25 protein-coding genes and 1 pseudogene are annotated in these 23,157 nt (G+C 38.6%); 13 read left to right on the top strand and 13 right to left on the bottom strand.

What is annotated here, in order from left to right:
• A complete protein-coding gene (locus M9R32_RS14690; protein ID WP_269927498.1) occupies positions 1–663 on the bottom strand; it encodes a CPBP family intramembrane glutamic endopeptidase in 663 nt (220 codons plus the stop codon).
• Between the two features lie 238 nt (positions 664–901).
• Here M9R32_RS14690 and M9R32_RS14695 point away from each other — a divergent pair, with 238 nt between their 5' ends.
• Positions 902–1,684: an enoyl-CoA hydratase gene (locus M9R32_RS14695; RefSeq protein WP_269927499.1), complete on the top strand. Its 783-nt coding sequence runs from the start codon at positions 902–904 to the stop codon at positions 1,682–1,684.
• 43 nt (positions 1,685–1,727) lie between these two features.
• Here the strand turns inward: M9R32_RS14695 and M9R32_RS14700 are convergent, their stop codons facing one another.
• Positions 1,728–1,913 (bottom strand): YhzD family protein, encoded by a 186-nt coding sequence (locus M9R32_RS14700; protein ID WP_269927500.1) that lies wholly within the window; start codon positions 1,911–1,913, stop codon positions 1,728–1,730.
• Positions 1,914–2,139: 226 nt separating this feature from the next.
• Between M9R32_RS14700 and M9R32_RS14705 the strand changes: the two genes are divergently transcribed.
• The 5 genes from M9R32_RS14705 (at position 2,140) to yhaM (ending at position 9,536) form a co-directional block, all read left to right on the top strand.
• Positions 2,140–3,039 carry an ABC transporter ATP-binding protein gene (locus tag M9R32_RS14705; protein ID WP_269927501.1) on the top strand — a complete coding sequence of 300 codons (900 nt, stop codon included), beginning with the start codon at positions 2,140–2,142 and terminating at the stop codon, positions 3,037–3,039.
• Complete coding sequence (locus M9R32_RS14710) at positions 3,032–4,300, top strand: ABC transporter permease (protein WP_269927502.1); 1,269 nt, start codon at positions 3,032–3,034, stop codon at positions 4,298–4,300. Before M9R32_RS14705 ends, M9R32_RS14710 begins: the two co-directional genes overlap by 8 nt.
• Before the next feature lie 167 nt (positions 4,301–4,467).
• Positions 4,468–5,688 carry a metallophosphoesterase family protein gene (locus M9R32_RS14715; protein ID WP_269927503.1) on the top strand — a complete coding sequence of 407 codons (1,221 nt, stop codon included), beginning with the start codon at positions 4,468–4,470 and terminating at the stop codon, positions 5,686–5,688.
• A 9-nt stretch (positions 5,689–5,697) separates the two neighbouring features.
• Positions 5,698–8,595: an ATP-binding protein gene (locus M9R32_RS14720; protein ID WP_269927504.1), complete on the top strand. Its 2,898-nt coding sequence runs from the start codon at positions 5,698–5,700 to the stop codon at positions 8,593–8,595.
• The gene (gene yhaM, locus M9R32_RS14725) at positions 8,592–9,536 is read left to right on the top strand and encodes a 3'-5' exoribonuclease YhaM (protein WP_269927505.1); all 945 of its coding nucleotides are present in this window, start codon (positions 8,592–8,594) and stop codon (positions 9,534–9,536) included. The genes M9R32_RS14720 and yhaM overlap by 4 nt, the downstream gene beginning before the upstream one ends.
• Before the next feature lie 70 nt (positions 9,537–9,606).
• On the opposite strand, the gene M9R32_RS14730 is transcribed toward yhaM, so the two are convergent.
• Positions 9,607–10,500 (bottom strand): peptidylprolyl isomerase, encoded by an 894-nt coding sequence (locus M9R32_RS14730; RefSeq protein ID WP_269927506.1) that lies wholly within the window; start codon positions 10,498–10,500, stop codon positions 9,607–9,609.
• Between the two features lie 130 nt (positions 10,501–10,630).
• Here M9R32_RS14730 and M9R32_RS14735 point away from each other — a divergent pair, with 130 nt between their 5' ends.
• A complete protein-coding gene (locus M9R32_RS14735; RefSeq protein WP_269927507.1) occupies positions 10,631–10,732 on the top strand; it encodes a YjcZ family sporulation protein in 102 nt (33 codons plus the stop codon).
• A gap of 213 nt (positions 10,733–10,945) precedes the next feature.
• On the opposite strand, the gene M9R32_RS14740 is transcribed toward M9R32_RS14735, so the two are convergent.
• The 6 genes from M9R32_RS14740 to M9R32_RS14765 all read right to left on the bottom strand — a co-directional run bounded on the left by M9R32_RS14740 (position 10,946) and on the right by M9R32_RS14765 (position 14,224).
• A complete protein-coding gene (locus M9R32_RS14740) occupies positions 10,946–11,131 on the bottom strand; it encodes a hypothetical protein (RefSeq protein ID WP_269927508.1) in 186 nt (61 codons plus the stop codon).
• Positions 11,132–11,199: 68 nt separating this feature from the next.
• Positions 11,200–11,745 carry a DUF3267 domain-containing protein gene (locus tag M9R32_RS14745; protein ID WP_269927509.1) on the bottom strand — a complete coding sequence of 182 codons (546 nt, stop codon included), beginning with the start codon at positions 11,743–11,745 and terminating at the stop codon, positions 11,200–11,202.
• Positions 11,746–11,858: 113 nt separating this feature from the next.
• Complete coding sequence (locus M9R32_RS14750; protein ID WP_269927510.1) at positions 11,859–12,431, bottom strand: HTH-type transcriptional regulator Hpr; 573 nt, start codon at positions 12,429–12,431, stop codon at positions 11,859–11,861.
• Positions 12,432–12,604: 173 nt separating this feature from the next.
• Positions 12,605–12,988, bottom strand: coding sequence for a YtxH domain-containing protein (locus M9R32_RS14755; RefSeq protein ID WP_269927511.1), 384 nt, complete (start codon positions 12,986–12,988; stop codon positions 12,605–12,607).
• A gap of 169 nt (positions 12,989–13,157) precedes the next feature.
• A complete protein-coding gene (locus tag M9R32_RS14760; RefSeq protein WP_269927512.1) occupies positions 13,158–13,682 on the bottom strand; it encodes a tryptophan transporter in 525 nt (174 codons plus the stop codon).
• Positions 13,683–13,798: 116 nt separating this feature from the next.
• A complete protein-coding gene (locus M9R32_RS14765) occupies positions 13,799–14,224 on the bottom strand; it encodes an HIT family protein (protein ID WP_269927513.1) in 426 nt (141 codons plus the stop codon).
• Positions 14,225–14,338: 114 nt separating this feature from the next.
• Between M9R32_RS14765 and M9R32_RS14770 the strand changes: the two genes are divergently transcribed.
• Positions 14,339–15,079, top strand: coding sequence for an ABC transporter ATP-binding protein (locus M9R32_RS14770; RefSeq protein ID WP_269927514.1), 741 nt, complete (start codon positions 14,339–14,341; stop codon positions 15,077–15,079).
• The gene (locus tag M9R32_RS14775; RefSeq protein ID WP_269927515.1) at positions 15,072–16,265 is read left to right on the top strand and encodes an ABC transporter permease; all 1,194 of its coding nucleotides are present in this window, start codon (positions 15,072–15,074) and stop codon (positions 16,263–16,265) included. The genes M9R32_RS14770 and M9R32_RS14775 overlap by 8 nt, the downstream gene beginning before the upstream one ends.
• Positions 16,266–16,542: 277 nt before the next feature.
• Here M9R32_RS14775 and M9R32_RS14780 read toward each other — a convergent pair whose 3' ends face one another.
• From M9R32_RS14780 to M9R32_RS14790, 3 genes are all read right to left on the bottom strand, one after another.
• Complete coding sequence (locus M9R32_RS14780; protein ID WP_269927516.1) at positions 16,543–17,151, bottom strand: DUF3298 and DUF4163 domain-containing protein; 609 nt, start codon at positions 17,149–17,151, stop codon at positions 16,543–16,545.
• Between the two features lie 26 nt (positions 17,152–17,177).
• Positions 17,178–17,570 (bottom strand): hypothetical protein, encoded by a 393-nt coding sequence (locus tag M9R32_RS14785; protein WP_269927517.1) that lies wholly within the window; start codon positions 17,568–17,570, stop codon positions 17,178–17,180.
• A gap of 177 nt (positions 17,571–17,747) precedes the next feature.
• Positions 17,748–18,917 (bottom strand): M20 family metallopeptidase, encoded by a 1,170-nt coding sequence (locus tag M9R32_RS14790; protein WP_269927518.1) that lies wholly within the window; start codon positions 18,915–18,917, stop codon positions 17,748–17,750.
• A 341-nt stretch (positions 18,918–19,258) separates the two neighbouring features.
• On the opposite strand from M9R32_RS14790, the pseudogene M9R32_RS14795 reads away from it, so the two are divergent.
• The 3 genes and pseudogenes from M9R32_RS14795 to M9R32_RS14805 all read left to right on the top strand — a co-directional run bounded on the left by M9R32_RS14795 (position 19,259) and on the right by M9R32_RS14805 (position 21,087).
• Positions 19,259–19,725, top strand: a pseudogene (locus M9R32_RS14795) (SRPBCC family protein).
• A 152-nt stretch (positions 19,726–19,877) separates the two neighbouring features.
• Positions 19,878–20,111, top strand: a complete 234-nt coding sequence (locus tag M9R32_RS14800; protein WP_269927519.1) for a YuzF family protein — start codon at positions 19,878–19,880, stop codon at positions 20,109–20,111.
• A gap of 82 nt (positions 20,112–20,193) precedes the next feature.
• The gene (locus M9R32_RS14805; protein ID WP_269927520.1) at positions 20,194–21,087 is read left to right on the top strand and encodes a manganese catalase family protein; all 894 of its coding nucleotides are present in this window, start codon (positions 20,194–20,196) and stop codon (positions 21,085–21,087) included.
• Positions 21,088–21,293: 206 nt separating this feature from the next.
• On the opposite strand, the gene M9R32_RS14810 is transcribed toward M9R32_RS14805, so the two are convergent.
• Positions 21,294–21,815, bottom strand: coding sequence for an antibiotic biosynthesis monooxygenase family protein (locus tag M9R32_RS14810; RefSeq protein WP_269927521.1), 522 nt, complete (start codon positions 21,813–21,815; stop codon positions 21,294–21,296).
• 270 nt (positions 21,816–22,085) lie between these two features.
• On the opposite strand from M9R32_RS14810, the gene hemE reads away from it, so the two are divergent.
• The gene (gene hemE / locus M9R32_RS14815; RefSeq protein ID WP_269927522.1) at positions 22,086–23,135 is read left to right on the top strand and encodes a uroporphyrinogen decarboxylase; all 1,050 of its coding nucleotides are present in this window, start codon (positions 22,086–22,088) and stop codon (positions 23,133–23,135) included.
• Positions 23,136–23,157: the final 22 nt, after the last annotated feature.

A 23,157-nucleotide genomic window follows, 5' to 3' on the forward strand; every position in this document is an offset into this window, starting at 1 on the left:
TTATGTCTTTAAATACACAATATAAAAAAGAATAATACCTATATCAGCTAGCATATGGCTAATGGTAGAAGCGGAAATAGAAGCAAAAACCATTCTGAAACTACCCCAAAGTAAACCTGCAACCAGGACAGGTATGGTTGCGATTAAACTTAAAGGCATATCAACGAGAGGTATCAGTACCAACAAATGATAGATCGCATAAAAAAATGAAGTGACAATGACACTTCCTAGCGTTCCTAATTTATCGAGATATCGCGTGTACATAAATTCTCGCCAGTACCATTCTTCCAAAAATGGATTGATGAAAATCAATATAAATATGTAGAACCACACAACAGAACCACTAAATTTCCACGCCACAAGAATTTTTGACACTTCTTCGATTTCAAATAAGCTTCCGATAGCTAATGACATCGAACTGAAGATTATGATGGCACACAACAGTCCGCTGATCAGACCGGTCATAAAGGATGCTAATGTTCTTTCTTTCTTGATGGATTCATAAAATGAAGATTTGAGTGTTGGGTTTCTATAATAAGAAAGAAGAGGGATTAAAAAAAGCCAGCTATAAAATAACACAAAAGTGATGGGTATGGACTCAAAAGTATTGATTCCTAGGAAAATCATTATGGTAGGACCAAATAAGTATATTACATTTTTCATATTGCCTCCTGAAAGATGGACTGACAAAATCTTCTCGTCTTTAGTATTGAAATTAAACCGTTGGAATATTCGTCTACTCAGCAAAAATAGAATTAACTGGAATCCGCACTATTTGACAGATATAGTGAATGCCTAACAGTCTTATTGAAGAATTTATTGATCATTTAAAGGATTTTCATTTTGTTTCTCGAATTAGTATTAATATGAATGACTATTCACTCGGAGAGAGGTGTCTACTTTGACATATGAAACAGTAAGTGTAGAAAAAAATGGACGCTTAGCGACATTGACGTTAAATCGTCCTCAAAGCATGAATGCTATGAATGCTTTAATGATGAAAGAAATTGCTGAGGCGCTAGAGTGGTTACACGAAGAGAAAGATGTGCAAGTGTTATTGATTAAAGGAGAAGGACGTGCTTTTTCAGCAGGTGGTGATATTAAAGCCATGCTGGATCCAGAAAGTCCGATGGATATTGATACAGTAATGGGCGATGTTTCTCGTCTAGCGAAGGCGCTATATACACTTCCAATGGTTACGATTGCTTCTGTTCATGGAGCGGCTGCAGGGCTGGGGCTAAGTTTAGTTCTTGGATGTGATGTTGTCATTGCAGAAGAAAACAGTAAACTTGCGATGAACTTTATTGGTATAGGGTTAATTCCTGATGGGGCGGGACATTTCTTCTTGAAAGAAAGAGTCGGTATTCCTAAAGCGAAGCAATTGATTTGGTCAGGGAAAGTGTTAAATGGTCACGAAGCTTTGTCTCTTGGATTAATTGATGAAGTGACTGCGGAAGGTAGGGCATATGAACAAGCGGAACTTTCAGCTGCAAAATTCTTGTCTGCTCCTTTGAAAGCGATGATTGCATCCAAACAAATTTTACATACACAACATGTACATGAATTGGAACGAGTGCTGGCACTTGAAAGTTCATCTCAATCAGCTATGCGCCGTACGAAGGATCACTTGGAAGGGATTCAAGCATTTGTTGAAAAACGAAAACCAAGTTTTAAAGGTGTATAAAAGAAAAGTCTGCCTGGAGCGAAATCGCTTCAAGCAGACTTTTTTAGACGTGGAATAATATAAGTTTTCCTGCATTATTGACCAATCGATGTGTCTTTTCGGTAAAGTCTTTTTCATCGATTAAATCTTGTCCTTTTGCTTTCGCTTCCTCATCGGTAGCAAACTCCCAAGTTTCTTCGATGATTAATTTTCCGGTTTTTTCAAACGCAGTAAATTTGTAAGGTTTCATAAATATCCAACCTTTCTGAAATGAATGTAGATTCATTATACAAGTTTTCAAAACAAAAAAATAGTTTAAGTGAACTTGACTTTAATTTGGTAAATTTAGTAATGTTTTTAGTGAATAATATTTACTATATTTCTTATTACGCGAATTTTTCGAGTGAAAATTATTCATGTTATAGTGCCCGATACGAGTAGAATAGGTGTGATGAAAAATAGCAAGGAGTGTGAGTATGACTTTACAAATAGAGCAGGTGACAAAGAAGTTTGGTGATTTCTCAGCAGTAAAAGATTTGTCCATGACTGTTAAACAGGGAAGCATGTATGGGTTTTTAGGAGCTAATGGAGCTGGCAAAACGACTACTTTCCGTATGATTCTTGGATTACTGGATCCAACGGAAGGGACCATTACTTGGAATGGCCAGCCAATCAGCTATGCCAATAGTACACATATCGGATATTTACCTGAAGAACGTGGGTTGTATCCGAAGATGAAAGTAGAAGATCAACTGGTCTATTTGGGTCAGCTGCGTGGCATGAAAAAGAATGATGCAAAAATATCAGCACACAATTGGCTTGAGCGTTTTGAAGTGCCTCATTATGCAAACAAAAAAGTGGAAGAGCTTTCTAAAGGTAATCAACAAAAAATACAAGTGATTGCTTCTGTGATACATAAACCATCATTAATTATTTTAGACGAACCGTTCAGCGGACTCGATCCAGTCAATGTTGAAATGTTGAAAAAAGCCATCATGGATATTCAAAAAGATGGAGCTACTATCGTCTTTTCCAGTCATCGCATGGATCATGTGGAAGAATTGTGCGAGCAACTATGTATCATGCACCATGGGGAGGCAATTGTACGAGGATCTTTACGTGAAGTGAAAAGAGGGTTTGGACGTCAAAATGTTCGATTGAAAGCGGATTTCGATCTGTCATTTCTCAGTCAAATTGAAGGTGTCGATTCATTCAAGCCTTCAATTGAAGGAGGAGTATTTCAAATTTCGGAAGAACGTACTGCTCATGAACTATTGCGGACTGCATTGACGAAAGGTGAAATTCGTTATTTTGCTATTGAAGAACCATCCCTTCAGGACATCTTCATTGAAAAGGTGGGCAAAGAACATGCGTGATTTCTGGACTATTTTTAAACAATCATTTTTGACAAAAGCCAAAACAAAATCTTTTGTCATCACGACGCTTATTGTGGTGGCTGGCATATTCCTAATGGCTAATATTGCCACGATCATAACTAAAATCCAAGACGCTGGTGTGTTTGGGGGAGGACCGGAGAAAGATACAATTTATGTAGTTGAAGAAAATGGCCAACTACTCGATCCACTTCAACAGCAATTAAATGCGTCTGAAAGTGGGATTACTTTAAAAGCTACTACCAAAACGGTGGATGAACTGGAACAGCAAATCACAGATGAAAAAATTGCCAGTTTCTTAGTTTTGGAGTTAGATGAAACAGAAACTATACAAGCAACTTATACATCTGAAAATGCCAATGCTTTTGAACAACCAATGAAAGTTCGTGAGGCACTTCAAACTGTGCAAACGAATATAAAAGCAAATTCATTAGAACTTTCAGCAGATGAAGTCGTTCAGTTATTTTCGCCGATTCAGTTCGAACAGGATGCAGTCAGTGCCTCTTCTAAATCAGAAGAAGAATTGAGTCAGGCACGTGGTTTGGTGTATGTATTGATTTTTGTTATTTATTTTGCCGTATTCTATTATTCCAATATGATTGCAACGGAAGTCGCTACAGAGAAATCTTCGAGGGTAATGGAAATCATTATTTCGAGTGTGTCACCTGTTAAACACATGTTTGCAAAAATTGCGGGTGTAGGAACACTTGGCTTGCTCCAAATCGCTTTATTCGGCGTTGCCGGATTTATTGCATTAAAAACAAGCTCATCAGACTTGACCACAGGCGTGTTCTCATTTTTCGGGTTTTCAAATGTTAGTATCAGCACAATGATTTTTGCAGTTTTATTCTTCCTGCTCGGTTATTTCTTGTATGCGACACTTGCAGCTCTTCTCGGTTCACTTGTAAGCCGTACTGAAGATGTGCAACAGCTGTTGTTGCCTATGACTTTCTTAATTATAATCGCTTCATTCATCGCTTTCTCTGGACTTGGGAATCCGGAAGCATCGTACGTTCAAATCGCTTCGTACTTCCCATTCTTTACACCGCTGGTCATGTTCCTGCGTGTCGGGATGCTTGATTTGCCTATTTGGGAGCCAATATTAGGTATAGGCATTTTGCTAGTCTCAATTTTCATTTTAGGCTGGTTTGGTTCTCGTGTTTATCGTGGTGGCGTATTGATGTACGGCGCGTCACAGTCATTAAAAGATATTAAGAAGGCCATGGATTTAGGGAGAAAATAAATAGAATTACTCGAAAAAGTGGGGCATAACATGTCCTGCTTTTTTCTTTTGTAAAAGATATTGCTTGTTTCAATGAATCCTGGCACTGTCTTTCTAGCAAGTAGCAATTAATACGTGTGAATGATAAAATAAGAACAAATATTCTATTTTTAAAAAGGAGGAAACTTATGACATCCATTCGGTTTTTTCACGCAGCTGACCTACACCTGGATAGTCCTTTTAAAGGTGTCACATCCATGCCGGATCATCAGTTAAAGACACTTCGTGAAAGCACGTTTAAAGCTTTTCAAACACTTATTCAAACTGCCGTTCAAGAAAAGCCGGATTTTGTTTTAATTGTCGGGGATATTTATGATGGAGAAGATCGCAGTTTACGTGCACAGCATAAGTTTCAGGAAGGAATGGAAACACTGAACCTCCATCAAATTCCTGTATTTATTTGTTATGGCAATCATGATCACCTTTCAGGAAAATGGACGCGTTTTCAACTTCCGAAAAATGTCCATGTATTTCCTGAGCAAGTAGAGAAGGTGAAGCTTCAAATCCGCCAACACGATGTATACATAAATGGTTTCAGTTATAAAGAACGCCATGTAAAAGATTCTATGATTGCTAGATATGAAGATGCAGTTGAAAAAGATTCGTATAACATAGGTATGCTTCACGGCAGTTTGGCAGGTGATACCACACATGCTGTTTACTCGCCCTTCACTAAAGATCAACTTATCAGCAAAAACTATGATTACTGGGCGCTCGGTCATATTCATAAACGTCAAATTCTTAACCTCGAACCCCCTATTGTTTATCCAGGGAATATTCAAAGTCGTCATCGGAACGAAAAAGGTACAAAAGGGTTCTACGATGTAACACTTGAAAAAGGGAATACACAATTAACTTTTATACCGACCTCAACCATCACCTATGATCAAATAACTTGTTCGTGCAATGAAGTTGTTCATGCAAATGAGTGGTTTGAAATCATTGATTCTGCTATAGAAAATTTCCGCAATGAAAATGGAGCCGGCGTAGTGGAAATCCATTTAACTGATGTGGATGCCGATACGCTCTCAATGCTCGAAGCCACCCCGATGGAGGAATGGCTATCTATGGTGCGAGAGACGCAAGAACTGAAGGATCCATATATTTGGATACACTCGATCACAATGGATGTTTCAGAAGCTCTTGAAATGGAATCGAGTGGACTGACTGAGCATGTCATTTCTGTCATGGACACATGGGATACAAAACAATGGAAAGAAATTGTCAGTGATGTCTATCAACATCCTAGACTAAGCCGTTATATGGAAAATTTAACGGATGACGATTATGAGTCCATACACTTAGAGGCTCGTTCATTGATCCAAAAAGAACTGATAGGAAAGGAGTGAGTACTTTCCATGCAAATTCAAAAACTAGTGATTTATGGCTTCGGACAGCATGAAGATGTCACGATCGAGTTGAAAGATGGAATTAATGTATTTTATGGATGGAATGAAGCAGGAAAAACAACTATCCAACAATTCATTTTATCAATTCTTTTCGGCTTTCCACTTCGTAATCAAACCCAAATGAGATATGAACCAAAAGGTGGGGGAAGATATGGGGGACAAGTTTACATCAAACATGGTGAGTTTGGAGACGTAGTAATTGAACGAGTAAAAGGGAAATCTGCAGGTGATGTAACGGTTTACTTTGAAGATGGCTCGAGAGGTCAAGAAGAATCATTAAAAAAAGTCCTTTACCGCTATGATCGGAACTCGTTTGAATCTATTTTTTCGTTCTCTATTCATCAATTACAAAACTTTGACAAGATGACCGAAGAAGAACTTAGCAGGACACTCCTTTCTTCAGGAACAACGGGAGTCGACTCTTTGGCTAGACTTGAACAACGAGCGACTAAAGAGTTGAATAGCTTATTTAAAAAATCGGGAAAAAATCCCGAAATGAATGTCAAAATAGAAGAAATTCGCTTGCTGGATCAGTCGCTTAAAGAAGCACTAACGAAATTTGATCAATATGAACCATCCATTTTACGCATTGCTGAAATAGATAGAGAGCTTGAAACATTAAACAGTGAAGAGATGAAACTCAAATATCAAAATGAACAGTTTGCCAAACATCGTCAGGCCAGACCATTAATGGACAAACAGCAACATTTGCAGTCAGAACTGGCGGTTATTCAGCAATCGGCTTTCCCTGTAGATGGTATTCGTCGATATGAAACAATTAAGGACCGCATGCAGGAAGTGCGAATTCAATTGGAACGACTTCAACAGTCGATTCAACAACAGCAACAGCAAGCCGATGAATTATGGTCAGTCGAGCGCACAAGAAGATTGGAAGAACTATTGGCTAATGAGTCTGAGTGGCACCACTGGATGCTTCGTAAGCAACAGTTGGTAAGTGAACTCAATCAAGCCAAGCTGGATATAGCACAACAAGGACGCTTGTTGGGAATTAAGGACAAATACCATTTTTCTCAAGTGTTGGAAATGGATGTGTCACTTCAAAACGAAGAATTTTTCCAACAAGTGATGCAACGCTTACAGCAAGCTGAAGAAAACATTCGTTTTGAACTGCAGAGCTGTGATCGAATAAAAATCGAAAAAGAAGAGACTGAACGGAGAATAGAACAACTCCGTGCGACAGCTCCTACTGAAAAAGAACAGCACAATAGTGAAAATGTGCAAAAACTGTTAAGAGAAGTATCGGAATTGAAAGCCCGTCAGAACTTTGAAAAGCAACCAGCTAAAATGGATACAAACATCCCATACATCATAACGGCCCTAATCTTTATTGCCGGAATTATCGGAGCTATCATTTCAGGAAATTGGATAGTTGCGATTGGAGGCATAGTGTTAGCAGGACTCATCTTTGTCCTGCTGAAGAAAATGAATGTGAATGTGTCACCAGAAAGGGAGATAGTCGATTATTCTTCACAAATTGCAGCAATGGAAGAGGAATTGTCCAAAGCTGAGCATTTAGCTAATCAGGTGAGACTGTATAAAGAACGTTTGGATCAGCTTAAACAAAAATACCAAGATCAACAACGTGTAATAATGAATATTGAACATAGCCTAAATATGGAAGAAGAAAAACAAAAAGAAACGAAAGAAGCATTATCTGATTTCCTGAAGATTCATGGGTTTACAGAGTTACTGAATCCACGATTGTTCCCGGAACTCTTTAAACGCATTCGTCAAATTCAGGAACTCCAGCAAATGATTTCACAAAAGACTACTGAAGTTCAATCGTTGGAAGAAAATATCAAGGTAAGACTTGAAGAAATGTCTGATGCAACGGGTGAAGCGCTTTCCAAAGAGCATGCCTATCACCGTTTGCGAGAACTCTTTAACGCTGTTAAAGGAAAACGAAGAGACCATGAAATTTATCAAGAGAAAATGAAAGATTGGAAAGTACAGCTAACAGAAAAAGAGAAATTGCTTCATGCACATTCAGAAGAAATACAAAAGTTATGGAACGAGGCTCATGTTGAATCCGAACATGATTTTTATCAAGCGGATGTTGCATTCCGTCTCAAACAATCCCTGATACAGGAACTTAAATCGGTTCAAGCCCAACTTCAAGCAATCGGTGAAATTTCCACATCTTTTGGAGAAGATCAGGAACAAGAAACCTATATGGCTCAAATGATCGAACTAGCGGACAAGCTTTCCAGTTCCCGACATGATTTATTGGAGGAAAAAGCCTTGCTCCGTCAGCAAACCACTTCAATGCTAAGTGATGAGCATTATGGAGATACACTACAGAAACTGGAACAGAAGAAAACCGAACTTGCTGAACTAGCATATAAATGGTCAGTCAACAAAGCTGTTTCAGAGGCCATCAGACAAACAATAAGCAACTTGAAAGAAAATCGACTCCCTAGTGTACTTGAAAAGGCACAGCAATTTTTCAGACACCTAACAAATGGACGATATGAGACTTTAGAAGTGAACGAAGCGGGAACTTTCGAAGTAGTTCATGAAAAAGGCATGCGATATCAAATTGTTGAACTGAGCCAGGCAACTAAAGAACAAGCGTATATTGCCATGCGATTTGCATTGGCAGAATCATTACTTGATTCAGTGCCTTTTCCTTTAGTAATGGATGATCCTTTTGTTCATTTCGATCGTTTCCGTGTGAAACAAATGGTACAATTAATGACAGATTTAGATAAACAGCATCAATTTTTATATTTCACATGTCATGAAGAGATGACAACAATTTGGTCTCAAGCACACATCATTGATGTGGCATCGTTGCAAAAGGAAAGGAGAGTGTCGTCGGTATGAAAGGTAAAGGCATTACAAGCTTAGCGGTTGGCGAAACTGTCGATCACTATCTATTAATCAAGCAATCTACGAAAGCTTTCACAACAACCGGAAATCCTTTTATGACCCTGATTCTTCAAGACAGAAGTGGGGATATTGAAGCAAAGCTCTGGGATACAAATGAAGAGCACGAAACGTTGTACCATGCGGAAGCAATTGTTCGGGTTGGTGGAGAAATTCAGCACTATCGTGGGAAAAATCAATTGCGAATTAAAAGCATTCGAGCAGTAAAAGAAGATGAAGGCATTTCTTTAAGTGACCTCGTTCCATCTGCCGAAAAAGCAAAAGAAGTATTATTTGAGGAGCTCATGCAGTTCTTCTTCGAAATGAAGAACCCTCAAATTCAACGGATAACACGTCATTTGCTGAAAAAACATCAAGCAGCAATCATGACTTATCCTGCAGCAACAAAAAATCATCACGATTATGTCTCGGGATTAATTGATCATGTCGTGTCCATGTTAAAGCTAGGTAAATCCTTATGTGATTTGTATCCTTCATTGAATAAAGATTTACTATATGCTGGCATTATTTTGCATGATGTTGGAAAAGTGACTGAATTATCTGGTCCAATCGCTACCTCTTATACGATTGAAGGGAATTTATTAGGCCATATCACGATTATGGTTAATGAAATCTCTAAAGCCGCAGAAGAATTGAAAATTGAAGGGGAAGAAGTAATGCTCCTTCAACATATGGTCTTGTCACACCATGGAAAAGAAGAGTGGGGCAGTCCAAAAAAACCAATGCTTCGTGAGGCGGAAATCCTTCACTATATTGATAATATCGATGCGAAGATGAATATGCTGGATCGAGCATTAAAGAAAACAAACCCTGGAGAGTTTTCCGAGCGTTTATTCCCACTCGACAATCGATCATTCTATAAACCGACGTTCGAATAAGAAAAGCGGTAAGAAAAATAGATATAACAAAAAGGCGCTTCCTCAAGTGGGAAGCGCCTTTCATGTATCTTTATTCAGCAGCAGGTTCTGCTTCTTTAGGATTTAAAAGTTGATCAATTGCACCTTTTAAGTCCTCATCCTTGATTTCAATATCTGCTTCTTTCATTAACTTAGAAACTTTAGGAAGCAATTTTGTTTGATCAGCTTTTTGCATTTTTAGCGTCTTCGTAATTTCGGCTTTGTTATCTTCGAATGAGCCAATATCAGCTTCACGCTTGTCCGTTACTTGAATAATGTGAAAACCGAATTCAGATTTAACGGGCTCACTGATTTTGTTTACTTCCAATGCTAAGGCTGCATCAGAAAACTCTTTTACCATTTTGTCTGGCGTAAACCATCCAAGTTCCCCGCCTGATTGCTGTGCTGCTTGCTCAGTTGAATATTCTTTTGCTACTGCAGCAAAGTCAGCTCCGCCATCTAGCTTCGCTTTTACTTCTTTTGCAGTTGCTTCGTCAGCAACTAATACGTGACGCGCATTAATTTCAGTTTTCATGTTCTCATATTGAGCTTTTACTTCTTCATCAGTAACTTTTACATCTTCAGTCATCGCTTTTTCTTGTAATAAGTTTAAGCGAATGTATTTTTTATAGCTCTTTTCAGTTTGACCTTGTTGTTCAAGGTATTGATCAAAACTTTCGCCCATTTCTTTTTTCTCTTTGTCAAACTGAGCGTTTACTTCTTTGTCCGTCACTTCATATTCTGAAGCTAATACCTTTTCAATAATTAAAACTTGAAGTGCTTGTTTACCTACGGATTCTTTCATTTCTTCGTAAAGTTCATTTTTTGTAATATCGCCAGCTTTCGACGTCACGATTGCTTTGTCGTCTGCTGCTGAGTCACCATTACAAGCTGATAAAGCCAATACAGATGCTGCTAAAGTCAATGTTAATACGGTTTTTTTCATGGGAATTCTCTCCTAACTATCTTCTTGATGCCGTAGTTACTATACCATAAACGATGAAAAAACAAAAATGGTTCCCACATTTGCCTACGTTTGATGAACACAAGTGCATACGATAACAAAGAGGAAGGGGGTGTGCGAAGTGAGTGGTGGATATCCGCAACAATCCAGCTTTGCTTTAATCGTTGTATTATTTATTCTTTTAATCATCGTAGGTGCAGCATTCTTATGCTAATTTAGCAAAATCAGAACAAGCAGATAAAGACTGATTCTGACGTTACACCTGCTTAAGTGAACTAGATTTTATTTTAAGTGTTGAAACGGCGGTTCGGACTTACGCTTGAAGCTGAACTGAGAGACTCTCTTAACTTGTGAGTTTCTTGAAAAAGTATGCTTTATTTTTCAAAAGAAAAAGTCCATTTGCCTGAAGCCAGGCGAATGGACTTTTTTATGCGGTTAATAAAATTTCTACATAAAAGGAAATCAGTAAAATCGTTACCAACACATTTATGGTACGAAAAATCTTATTTTGTTTTTCTTCAGGAATTTCTCGTTGCGCACATAATGCGTAAGTCATGCGATTAATCTGGAATAAATACACAATCGAGAACAGTACAACTACTGCGATAATCACGTTTATTCCTCCCCTCTGCCAATCTCAATAATCATAACAAAATCACGGTAAAAAGAACAGCAATCTGACTAAATGGTAGCAGGAGGAACAAGAATTTCATATCCTGTTTCCGTTTCTTCAATCAGCGCTTTTTTTGGTGATCGGGCAAGATTTTTAATATATAACAAATCAATCAGACAGAGACCACAATGGTAAGCTAGCAACATCGTAAAATAGTGACCGAATTCAGGGAACATAAATGCTCCAGCGATAAGCAAGCTGTTCAATATAAAGAATGGAGCTAGTAAAGCGAATAAGAAACGCTTTTTCGGTACAGGCTCTTTTATTCGAAGTGATAATATCGGCATGAAATTAAATTGTGTCTTTACTGAGAAGTGAATGCGGTTGCGATAGCCGATCAATGGTAAAAAGTGAAGACTTTTATGAACCGGATACAACAACATAAAGCTGAGTAAAAAAACAGCAAATCTATCATCCGAAAGGCGATCGTCGTGTAAGATTTCAAGCATTACATAAAAAAGTGAAAAGACGGCAACGACGAGTAGTGACGACAACATGAAAATACGGTCAAATCCGTATTGTTTTTTTACATTAATGGTTTTCCAGCAGTGCACTGTATGCATCTCCTATTGTAAAATAATATGCTTGCAGATACATACATTACGATGTTTTGATAAAAAAAGCAAGCCTACAATTGTTACAAATTCGATAGCGTTTTCAAACGTTGCTATTGCTGACTTTTACTTGAAACAGTCGGTTTAATATTTCCAATCTTCTCATCAAATGATTGATCGATATTTTTAAATGAATGCTCAAAGATTTCCATGAAATCATCGCCATAAATATTTCGAATGACAGCCATGACTTCCATGAACTCGGGAAAACGCCCGTATAAATCTTTTAGGGGCATTGATCCTTCAATAACAGAGTGAGGGGAATCATGGTAATGTTCGATCATATTCATTAACAACTCTTCACCTTGTTCAGTGAGTTCGACATATGTATTTCGCTTGTCGTCTTCACGTTTAGAAAATGACAATAGCCCTCGTTCTTCCAATTTTTTTGAAAAGTTGAAGGCAGTTGAAACATGCATAACACCAAACTTTGCAACATCTGAAATGGACGCTCCTTTTAAATGATATGAAATCCACAAGATATGATGCTCATTAATATTCAAGTCATAAGGTTTTATCCATTGCTGCCAATCTTTTTCCACTGCTTTCCACAGTGCTTTCGACAGCTGGGCAATTCGCTGGCTGTATAGCATAGCCTCTTTCATTGTGTACATTTGTTCAGACATGTCGTCACCTTCTCCCTAAAAAAATCAATTTCTATCATTATAGCAATAAAGTAAAGGTCTGCATAGTTAGAATGTTGGAAATATTATGATTTGAATAGCATTTAGATGACTTGAAGTCGTGACTTCGAACAATAAAAAAAGCCCTGCAAATATGAGCAGGGCAACTTGCATACTTATGAATTGGCAGGTGAAGAATCTTTTTGATGCTTAGCAATTGATTTTTCAAGTTCTTCCATTGCCAATTGGATTGAAGCAATTTCATTTTGTAGACTTTCCTGAATCGGAGCAGTTTCGGACTGCCATTGTTGTACAGATTGTTTTAATTCATTAATCGTTTGAGGAACATCAGTCTTTGCAGTTTTAGTTAAACCAGCTATCGATTGTTTTAAATCGCTTATTTGAAATTTAACTTCAGATAATTTCTCTTTCCAATCAGAAGATGCCGTTTTGACATTCGAACGTAAATCGCTACCAGATTGAGGAGTAGAGAATAAGACCGCTGCTGATCCTGCCACAACACCTGAAACTAGACCAACAAAAAAAGTAGAAGCTTTCATTATAGACGCACTCCCTTCATATATATGTATACTATTCCTTCATTTCAATTAATTAAAACATGTAGGACAAGCCAAAACAATATGAAATGCGAAAAGCACCAAGATAGACAAGCGCCGTAGCTGAAAAACGCAAAAAATGGCCTGCCAATATAGGCAGACCATTGAAAGTTTAATTTGAAAAAGCAGTATCGAATTTCGAACGTTTAACCAATTTGGTTACAATCGGGAAAATAAAGAAGAATGCAATAGCATTCAGTGCTACAGTCGGTAAAACGACTCCTATCACTAATCCGCTAAATGGCACATTCACACCTAATACAAAAATGGCAACAGAAAGGAAGATGATTCCTGACAGAAGTGTACCTATTCCTGCAAGTGCGATTGCTACGGGAAGTTTCTTTGTAAAATGCTTCAATGCAACAACGACTGCAAAAAATACAAAAGCTGTTACAAACTTATCCACGATGTTTGGTAAAAAACCAGCTGGAAAAGTTGAAAACAATCCAGATATCACGCCCGTTGTCAGTGCTAGTAAAAATACATGTGATGCTTTAGGGAATAATAAAATTCCAATAAACATCATCGTTAACATAAAGTCAGGTTTCATCCCACCGCCGAAACCTGGAATGATTAAGTACAATGCGGCACCTACACCAACCAGAAGGGCCATTAAAACTAAATTTTTCGTATTCATTTGCTCATCTCTCCTCAACTATTCTAAACTATTTTTTAGTGCCTCCTGGCGTATCCTGTGATCGACAGCGAGAAACATACTCAAGATTCTACAAGCTAAAGCGGGTTATTGCAAGTTTACTTGCTTATATTCGACTTTATTAGTTCGGCATACTCAGCGAACATTTCATTTGTATATTGTTTTTCTTTTGTTTGCCAAGTAGCTTTAAAACCATCCGTTTGATCATATCTAGGGATGAAATGAAGATGGAAGTGGAAGATACTTTGACCGGCAGGAGCCCCGTTATTATTTAACAAATTCATGCCTGCTGGGTGAAAAGAAGCTTTTATTGATTCAGCAATTTTCGGAGCAACAGAGAATAATTGACCAGCCTCTTCAGAAGACATGTCATACACATTTTCATGGTGTTTTTTGGGAATTAATAGCGTATGTCCTTTTGTCAGTGGCATAATATCCATAAAGGCTAATACATGCTCGTCTTCATACACTTTTGTACTAGGAATTGAACCGTCTACAATTTTGCAAAATAAACACTCACTCATTATGGGTCACGTCCTTTCAAGATATGGTCATAAGTTTATCATACAAAGAAGTGACAAGTGAAAAGCCATGTAGCAATTTTTTTGATAAGATAAAGAATAAAAGGGGTGCATCTGATGAACGTATTGGAAGTAAATGCAGTAACAGGTGGATATACACGAAAACCGGTCATTCATGATTTATCCTTTTCAATTGCACCTGGAGAATTAGTGGGTCTGATTGGATTGAATGGGGCAGGGAAAAGTACAACCATCAAACATATTATCGGCTTAATGAATCCTAAAGACGGAGAAATCCGTTTGAACGAAGTGACTATGCAGGAAAATATGGATGCCTATCGTTCAGCATTTTCATATATTCCGGAAACACCCGTGTTGTATGACGAACTGACATTAAAGGAACATCTGGAACTCACTGCCATGGCCTACGGGTTAGATGAAGCAACTTTAGCAGCTCGTTCAGAAGTATTGCTGAAGGAATTCCGAATGGAAAAACGCTTAAATTGGTTCCCATCACATTTTTCAAAAGGAATGCGCCAAAAAGTCATGATTATGTGTGCCTTTTTAGTAAATCCTTCATTATATATAATCGATGAACCTTTCGTTGGACTAGACCCACTGGGCATTCAATCGTTGCTTGATCAAATGAATGAAAAAAAACAAACTGGGGCATCTGTCCTCATGTCTACGCATATTTTATCGACAGCTGAACGATATTGCGATCGTATATTGTTATTGCACAACGGACGCATGCGTGCACAAGGCACGATGAATGATTTAAGAGCAGCCTTCAATATGCCACTGGCTACTCTTGATGATCTGTACATCGCAATGACGAAGGAGCAAGACCATGAATAACCTGCATGATGTATGGAGAATACGATTTCTTCATTACATAAACGAACTTCAGAAATACATGAAATATGTGTTTACAGGGCATTTGGCTATTGTATTTGTTTTTGTCCTTGGAGCGGGTGGTTATCAATATAGTGAATGGCTGAAGACTGCACCGGAAGATTTTCCTGCAACGTGGTTAGTGGCTGTTGTTATTGGGATTTTACTTGCTTTCAGTTTGCCAACAACTTTGATTCGTGAACCGGATCAAGTCTATTTGTTGCCTCTCGAATCGAAGCTAATGAGTTATATGAGAAAAGCTTTATCTTGGACTTTTTGGTCTCAACTTTTTATCGTTGTCCTGCCATTTGTTGTTGCTATTCCTTTACTGCGTCAAGTTAGCGATGTTCCACCTTTGCTACTTGGTGTTTTGTTTATCGCTATCTTGTTATTGAAATGGTGGAATGTTCATGTGGAGTTTGCATTCAGATGGGCGAATCGGGGACAAGGGATATGGGGAGATCGATTTTTACGTGCTTTAATTTCGAGTGCTGTCCTTGCAGCAGTCTTTCATACGAATCCTATCTATATAGTGTTACTGCTTATTCCTGTCATCTTTTACTTTATGGCATGGAATCGTCAACTGAATGGACAACCTTTTCCTTATGAACACTTTGTGAAAATGGAACAAAATCGTATGTTACGTTTTTATCGCTTTGCAAATTATTTCACGGATGTTCCTCATATACGGGGAAGCATCCATCGTCGACCTTGGATGGATTGGTTGTATCGTATGATTCCATTCCAACAAGAAAATGGACAAAATTATTTAGTGTTTCGTACTTTTGTACGCACAGATGATACGTTCTATTTATGGCTTCGCTTAACGGGACTGTCTGCTTTAGGTGCGGCATTCATCGGTATTCCAGTTGTAGTGATGATTTTCGTAGGTGCGCTGGCTTTCGCTTCCGCTATTCAAATCAAACAAGCTCTTTCTTCATCAAGTGAATTCCGTATGGATATGCTCTTTCCATTGGCCAAGAGTGCCCGTAAAAAGTCTGTAGAGAAATTAGTAAGAGTAGTACAAGTTCTGCAAGCAATCATCGTTCTGATTGCTGTAATTATGGCAGGAATGGAGCAAGGAATATTATTTGTCTTGCCACTAATTATCGTAGTAGTTAGTGAGATTACGTTACGAATGAGTAAATAGAAAATAAAGAAGGTCTCATATCCCGCTATTAAGGGGATATGAGACCTTTTTTACTTATAAATGGCTGTCGAGCATAGCGAACAGCCCTATTTGATGGTTAAAAAACATTTAAATGTGAAAGAGGAGATGCCATTTGGTTACGTGTGGAGGCTCAGTCTGACTTTTAGACATTCACGTCTGAAAAAATGGAGAGGACGTCTGAAAAATGAAGCATCACGTCTGAAAAAACGACATTGACGTCTGAAAACACCCAAATTGGTTTTAATTAGATACTCGTTCAGAACGGCAATAATTTTTCGAGAGGACCATCTGGCTGAATGATATCTTGAATGTCGAGTATTGGAATAGGGAAGTATGGGAAGCCCCAAGCGTAAGGGGTGATTTCGTAGAGTTGGAAGTAAATGACCATTGAATGGTCTGCAAAGTAGAAATCTTGGTCTGACCTGATTTTAGTAAATGGTTCTAGAAGTTGAATTTCCCAATCTTTTATTTTCTGTTCAATGATTTTCGATAACACCGTAACATAATCACTATCAGGTTTGAATAAATCTTTTAATTCATATTGAGTGCCTGTAGTCACATCAAATGACAACGCTTTAACAATCGTCATGCCATGAGCACCGCCAGTAAATGCATAAACGGTTAAAGTGAGACTTAGTATATTTCGTTCGTTAGTTTTGATTTCAAATTCTCCAACCATTTCTTGTAGACTCGGTTCATGATATCCAAGCTCGACCATTATTTGATTCATTGTTAAGACAATGGCGGAGTTTATTTTTAATTCCGCTTGAGGATTAGCGAGACCAATTACAAAAGGATAGTATACGTTAATTTTGGGTGTTTGCTTTTGAAGAATTTTGTGTCCGATCGCAACCGGTAAATCCATACATTCATCCTTTCTCAAAAAGTAGCTTAATCTTTATCTTCGACAACAGTTACATCAAAATTTCCGAGACCAATTGAAGTGGAAAGTTGGTTTGTAAGATCTTGTATGTAATTTTCTGCTTTTCTTCTGCTCGTATCAATTCCATGCAGAACGACCGTTAATTCTTTTTTATCCATACTGAAAATCGTGTAGGCAATGCTTCCCGTAGGTTTATATCCTTCATTTTTAAGTGCAGTAATCAGTTCTTGCTGAAAGTTCGTTTCGATCATTTTACTGGTGACAGCCTCAACTTCTTTCACGTCACGCAAATAAAGGTCCTGATCTGATTCTCCGGTAAAAGACGAGAGGATAATAATGACGACAACCAGACTGATAAATAACAAACCAAGCAGCAGTATTCCGTTATTTGACCTTCTCATCGTAACCTCCAATTAGACATGGTCTTACAATAATATGCCTAATCCTGGTGAATATTCGATGTTTGGCCGATAAGCGCAATTCAGACACTAGAAAAAAGCTACTTCGCTTTAGAAGTAGCTTGTTGGTGAAAGTATATTAATAGCATTTCGCCTCATTATTCATGAGATCGGTCATTTTTATTTGTCTTGATAATCTACTACTGCTGCACCTAAAGTTTTTGCGGCGATTAACATGGCATTTTCATCGAAATCAAATTTCGGATGATGATGAGGGAATACTTCTCCTTTAGGCTGGGCTCCGGTAAAGAAAAATGTACCCGGAACTTTTTCCAAATAGTAACCGAAATCTTCGCCACCCATATGCTGTTCAGTTTCACGCACTTCAGTTACACCCGGTACAAGTTCAGCCAGCTCTTTCAGGAAATGAGTTTCATTAGCATGGTTAATGACAGCATTGTAACCACGTTCATATAAAAATTCGTAAGTACAATCATTTGAATGGCATGTTCCTTGAATGACACGTTCCATTTCTTTTTCAACGAGATCCCGGATTTCAGGATTGAATGTACGCACAGTTCCGATTAGTTTTGCAGAATCCGCTATAACATTGAATGCATTTTCCGCTACGAAAGAGCCCACTGATAAAACGGCCGATTCTACAGGACTTACACGACGTGAAACGATTTGTTGAAGGTTGGTAACGAGTTGCGCACCGATGACAATGGCATCTTTTGTTTGGTGAGGACTGGCTCCGTGCCCTCCACGACCTTGAATCGTAATCTCGAATCGGTCCGCAGCTGCCATTACAGGTCCGACTCTGTACTCAATTGTTCCTGCAGGAGTTAATGACCATAAGTGTGTTCCGAAGATTGCATCAACACCTTCTAAGCAACCCGCTTCAATCATTGGTTGCGCTCCACCCGGTGCATATTCTTCTGCATGTTGGTGAATAAGTACGTATTCGCCGGCAAGTTGTTCGCGCATTTGATGCAACGTTTTTCCAAGGACTAATAACGTAGCAGTATGACCATCGTGACCGCAGGCATGCATGACGCCAGGTACTGTCGATTTGTAAGATACCTCTTTTTCATCCTGGATAGGCAGTGCATCAAAATCGGCACGTAAGGCAACCGTTTTGCCTGGCAAAGCACCTATTACTCTAGCTACTACGCCATTCCCGCCAACATTTGCTGTGAACTCAATTCCTAAATTTGCATAAAAGTCTTGAATGTATTTTGCTGTATTTGTCTCCTGAAACGAAACTTCAGGATGCATATGTAAATGTCTGCGGATGACGAGCATTTCTTCAAATGCTGCATCCAGTTTTTCAAATAATTGATTCTTCACAAAAATTCTCCTTTCGAATGTCGAAATAGTTTGAATGTTTGTTATTATATCATTGGGGATACTTCTAAACAATTGAAGTTTCATAAATTCAACAAACAGCATAAATTCCGTCTTAAGACGGAGAAAACATCCCGTCAGCGAGAGAAAACGTAAATGTAAATCGATATAAGATAGATAGTTGTGAACCAAATAAAGCGATTATTTTTCATTCATATTTTTTCTTTGGAATCGGTGAGATTTTACTTAGACCATATGAACACAAGCAGTTGTTTTAGCCAGTGTTGATGAAATTTTACTCGGTAAAGATAAAAACTGTTTTCCACAAAAAGGAGTGTCTTAGAATGCCGGTTTTCGAACACATTACTTACATAAAAGCACCGATTGATGTGTGTTTCGATCTTGCCAGAAGCGTTGAAGTGCACATGCAAACGACTTCTCAAACAAAAGAAGTGGCAGTTGATGGCGTGAAAACAGGATTGTTGGAAAAAGGAGATTGTGTTACATGGAAGCCACTCATTTTGGAGTGAAACAAAGGCTAACTGCCAAAATTACAGAGATGGTCAGACCCGATTTTTTTATTGATATTCAAGTCAATGGAGCTTTTCAATCGTTTACTCATACGCACGAATTTACGGAAATCAATTACGGTACTATGATGAAAGATACCTTTTCTTACGAGGCCCCATTCGGCATTATTGGAAGAGTGGCAGACAAATTGTTTTTGGAAAACTACATGAAGAAATTTATTGTTTCCCGTTCAGATGAACTAAAGATATTAGCCGAACTGCAGATGCGAGACACTGTTTAAACAAACAACTGGTGGAGATATTCACACCTTTTCTGATTGTTTATTAAAGTTTTACTTTCAGATTGCCACAAACAGAGGAAAGAAATTACTTAGCACCTTTGCTCCACGACCTCCATACAATATGGGTATTGATTGAAAGGAGTGTGGATTGAATGAATGATCAACAGCCGTCTGTAGAATTTGTGAGCAGTTTTGATCCTTACGTATACCAGACGTTAGCGTCAGTTGTAGGTGGAAGAATTGTCGTCCAATTATCAAATAATAGTGTAGTAAAAGGTGTTCTTAAAGAAGTAATGCCAGATCACGTAGTTGTGGAAACGAATGGTACGCCATTTTACGTCCGAATTCAGCAAATTATCTGGGTGTCTCCGGCTTCTCATAAATAGAAAATGAACATATTCACTTGCTGACAGTCATAAACATAATCAGAAAGTGTCGAATTCATAAAATGTGAGAGAAGGAGATTCCATGTTTAAACGCGTAAACAGGCTACAAATTGAACTGCCGGTACCGGAATATGGGGATGCCAACGCGGCTGCAGCCGTTCAAGAATTATTGGGCGGAAAATTTGGAGAAATGTCGACCTTGAATAATTATATGTATCAGTCTTTCAATTTTCGGCAAAAAACGAAATTCAAACCGTTTTATGATTTGGTAGCCAGTATTACGGCTGAAGAATTTGGTCATGTTGAATTGGTATCGAACACCATCAATATCTTGCAAAAAGGAACCTCTTTTGCTGGTGATCCGGATTTGACGCCATTGCAGAATGGTAAGGATCAACGCAATACCTATGCCCTCATAGCAACCGCACAGACTTCCATGGCTGGCGATTCTATGGGTAATCCTTGGCGTGGTGACCATGTATTTTCTAGTGGAAACTTAGTGTTGGACCTGTTGCATAACTTCTTCCTCGAGTGCGGCGCAAGAACACATAAGATGCGTGTGTATGAGATGACGAATCATGAAACGGCGCGGGAAATGATTGGTTATTTACTTGTACGCGGCGGAACGCACGTGCTTGCATATGCGAAAGCCATTGAAATGGCAACGGGAGTCGACATAACGAAAATGCTTCCGATTCCGAATTTGGATAATCGGAAATTTGATCATGCGAGAAAATTCGAAGATCAAGGTTTAGGGAATATTCTCTTTACGTGGAATGATGAAGGGCAGTATAAAGATATTCGTTCCATCTGGAAAGGTGATAATCCACTGAACGGACAGCCACTTGTTGTTCAAGATGGTATTCCTAAAGGTGGGCCAATTCCGGATCTTGACGATTTACCGGAAGAGTTTGCACCAGGTATCGGACCGGATGAATATCAACAAATCGCCAAACGATTACTGGCGAATATGTAGTGCATTTATTGAGCGTCTCATGAAGTTTACTTGCTTGTGAAACGTGTTTGAGCGATAAATTGTTGCATTTGAGCGATAAATCGTCAGTTTGAGCGATAAATCTCCAGACTGATCGATAAATCCTTTCATATGAGCGATAAATATTTCACAAACTTTTTCATAAAAAAAGCGCCGATTCCCCGAGGAATGGCGCTTTTTGTGTGAGATTAAAGAGCTTCGTCAGCTTTTTTTATGGCTTTATAAGTCGTTACATAAGAAGAGCTTGAGAAAATGTTAGGACGTTTGTCGATCCCTTCCTCTGTTCCACGTTTCTCGTGTGCCTTGCTATAAGCTTGTGAATTTTGCCATGCTTCAAATGAACCGGCTCCTGTCCATTCCGTCAAAATAATGTATGTGTCTGAATCCAGTGGACGCATCACGCGGATCGCAATAAAACCTGGTTCGTCCTCTATGGCACGAGGACGATTGGTGAAGCGGTGTTCAAAAATTGGACGACCTTCATCTGTAACCGGGATATTGTTGAATACGAAGTAGCCTTGCTCACTCAGCTCACCAGAAGAGTCGATGACTTCATATTTACGTGGAGTTTGGAAAACTGTTTTGCCACTTGTTTCATGTAACAGGACAGCATTACCTTCTCCATGTAGGACTATCATATTTTCTCCTGCATGTTTTTCCTTCAAAGAATCCATGAATTCAGGTGTACCTGATGTTAAGTAAATGTTCATTCAAAATCCCTCCGTATCTATATGTACATTATAATCTTCCCCACTCAAAAGTGCTCGAAACAACACTTTGTCAAAAGAATGTCTACGAATCAAGGCATTTCTATGACAATTGCATCTGAAATCTATACAATAGTCTAGAGAACGTCTATATTTAGAACGAATATAACGAAAAGCGTAGAGTGCATGAGGTCCTGAAGCTTAGATGTAAGCTGGCACTCAGAGCTAGATATAAAAAACAAAAACACTTTGTGAGGGGCAGGCATAAATTTCATGAGACAGATTAACGACACGTTTTTACGCGCAGCAAGAGGCGAGAAAGTGGATTACACTCCAGTATGGTATATGCGTCAAGCAGGACGTTCACAACCGGAATACCGTAAAATTAAAGAGAAGTATTCATTAGAAGAAATTACACATCAACCAGAACTATGTGCATACGTCACGCGCTTACCGGTTGAAAATTATGATGTGGATGCTGCTATTTTATACAAGGATATTGTGACACCACTTCCAGGAATCGGTGTGGATGTGAAAATTAAAGCAGGCGTAGGTCCTGTTATTTCAAACCCTATACGTACAGTTCAGGATGTTGAAAAGCTTGGGGAACTTTCACCACATGATCACATTCCGTTCGTACTTGAAACAATCAAGATTTTGACTGAAGAACAACTGAATGTGCCTTTAATCGGCTTCTCTGGAGCTCCTTTCACACTTGCGAGTTACATGATCGAAGGCGGACCATCAAAAAATTACAACAAAACGAAAGCGTTCATGGTATCGGAACCGAAAGCTTGGTTTGCGTTAATGGACAAGCTTGCTGATATGATCATCGTTTATACAAAAGCACAAATCGATGCTGGCGCAAAAGCGATTCAAATTTTCGACTCATGGGTTGGCGCATTGAATATTGAAGATTACCGTATTTTCATTAAACCAGTAATGACACGTATTTTTACAGCTATTCAAGAGCAAGGTGTACCAGTGACAACATTCGGTGTTGGAGCAAGCCACTTGGCAAAAGAATGGCATGACCTGCCAGTTGATGTAGTTGGTTTGGACTGGCGTTTATCCATTAAAGAAGCGCGTGCAATGGGCTTGACGAAAACGCTTCAAGGCAACTTAGATCCATCCCTATTATTGGCGGATTGGTCAGTTATTGAAGAACGTGCAAAAGAAATCATCGATCAAGGAATCGCTCATCCTTCACATATCTTTAATTTAGGTCACGGCGTATTCCCTGAAGTAAATCCAGATACGTTGAAACGATTAACATCATTTGTCCATGAATACAGCCGTGCACAGATGAAAGCACATTCATAAGGCGTATAAGTTCGCTCGAAGG

The sequence above is a fragment of the Paenisporosarcina quisquiliarum genome (assembly GCF_027563315.1).
GTDB classification, from domain to species: Bacteria; Bacillota; Bacilli; order Bacillales_A; family Planococcaceae; genus Paenisporosarcina; species Paenisporosarcina quisquiliarum.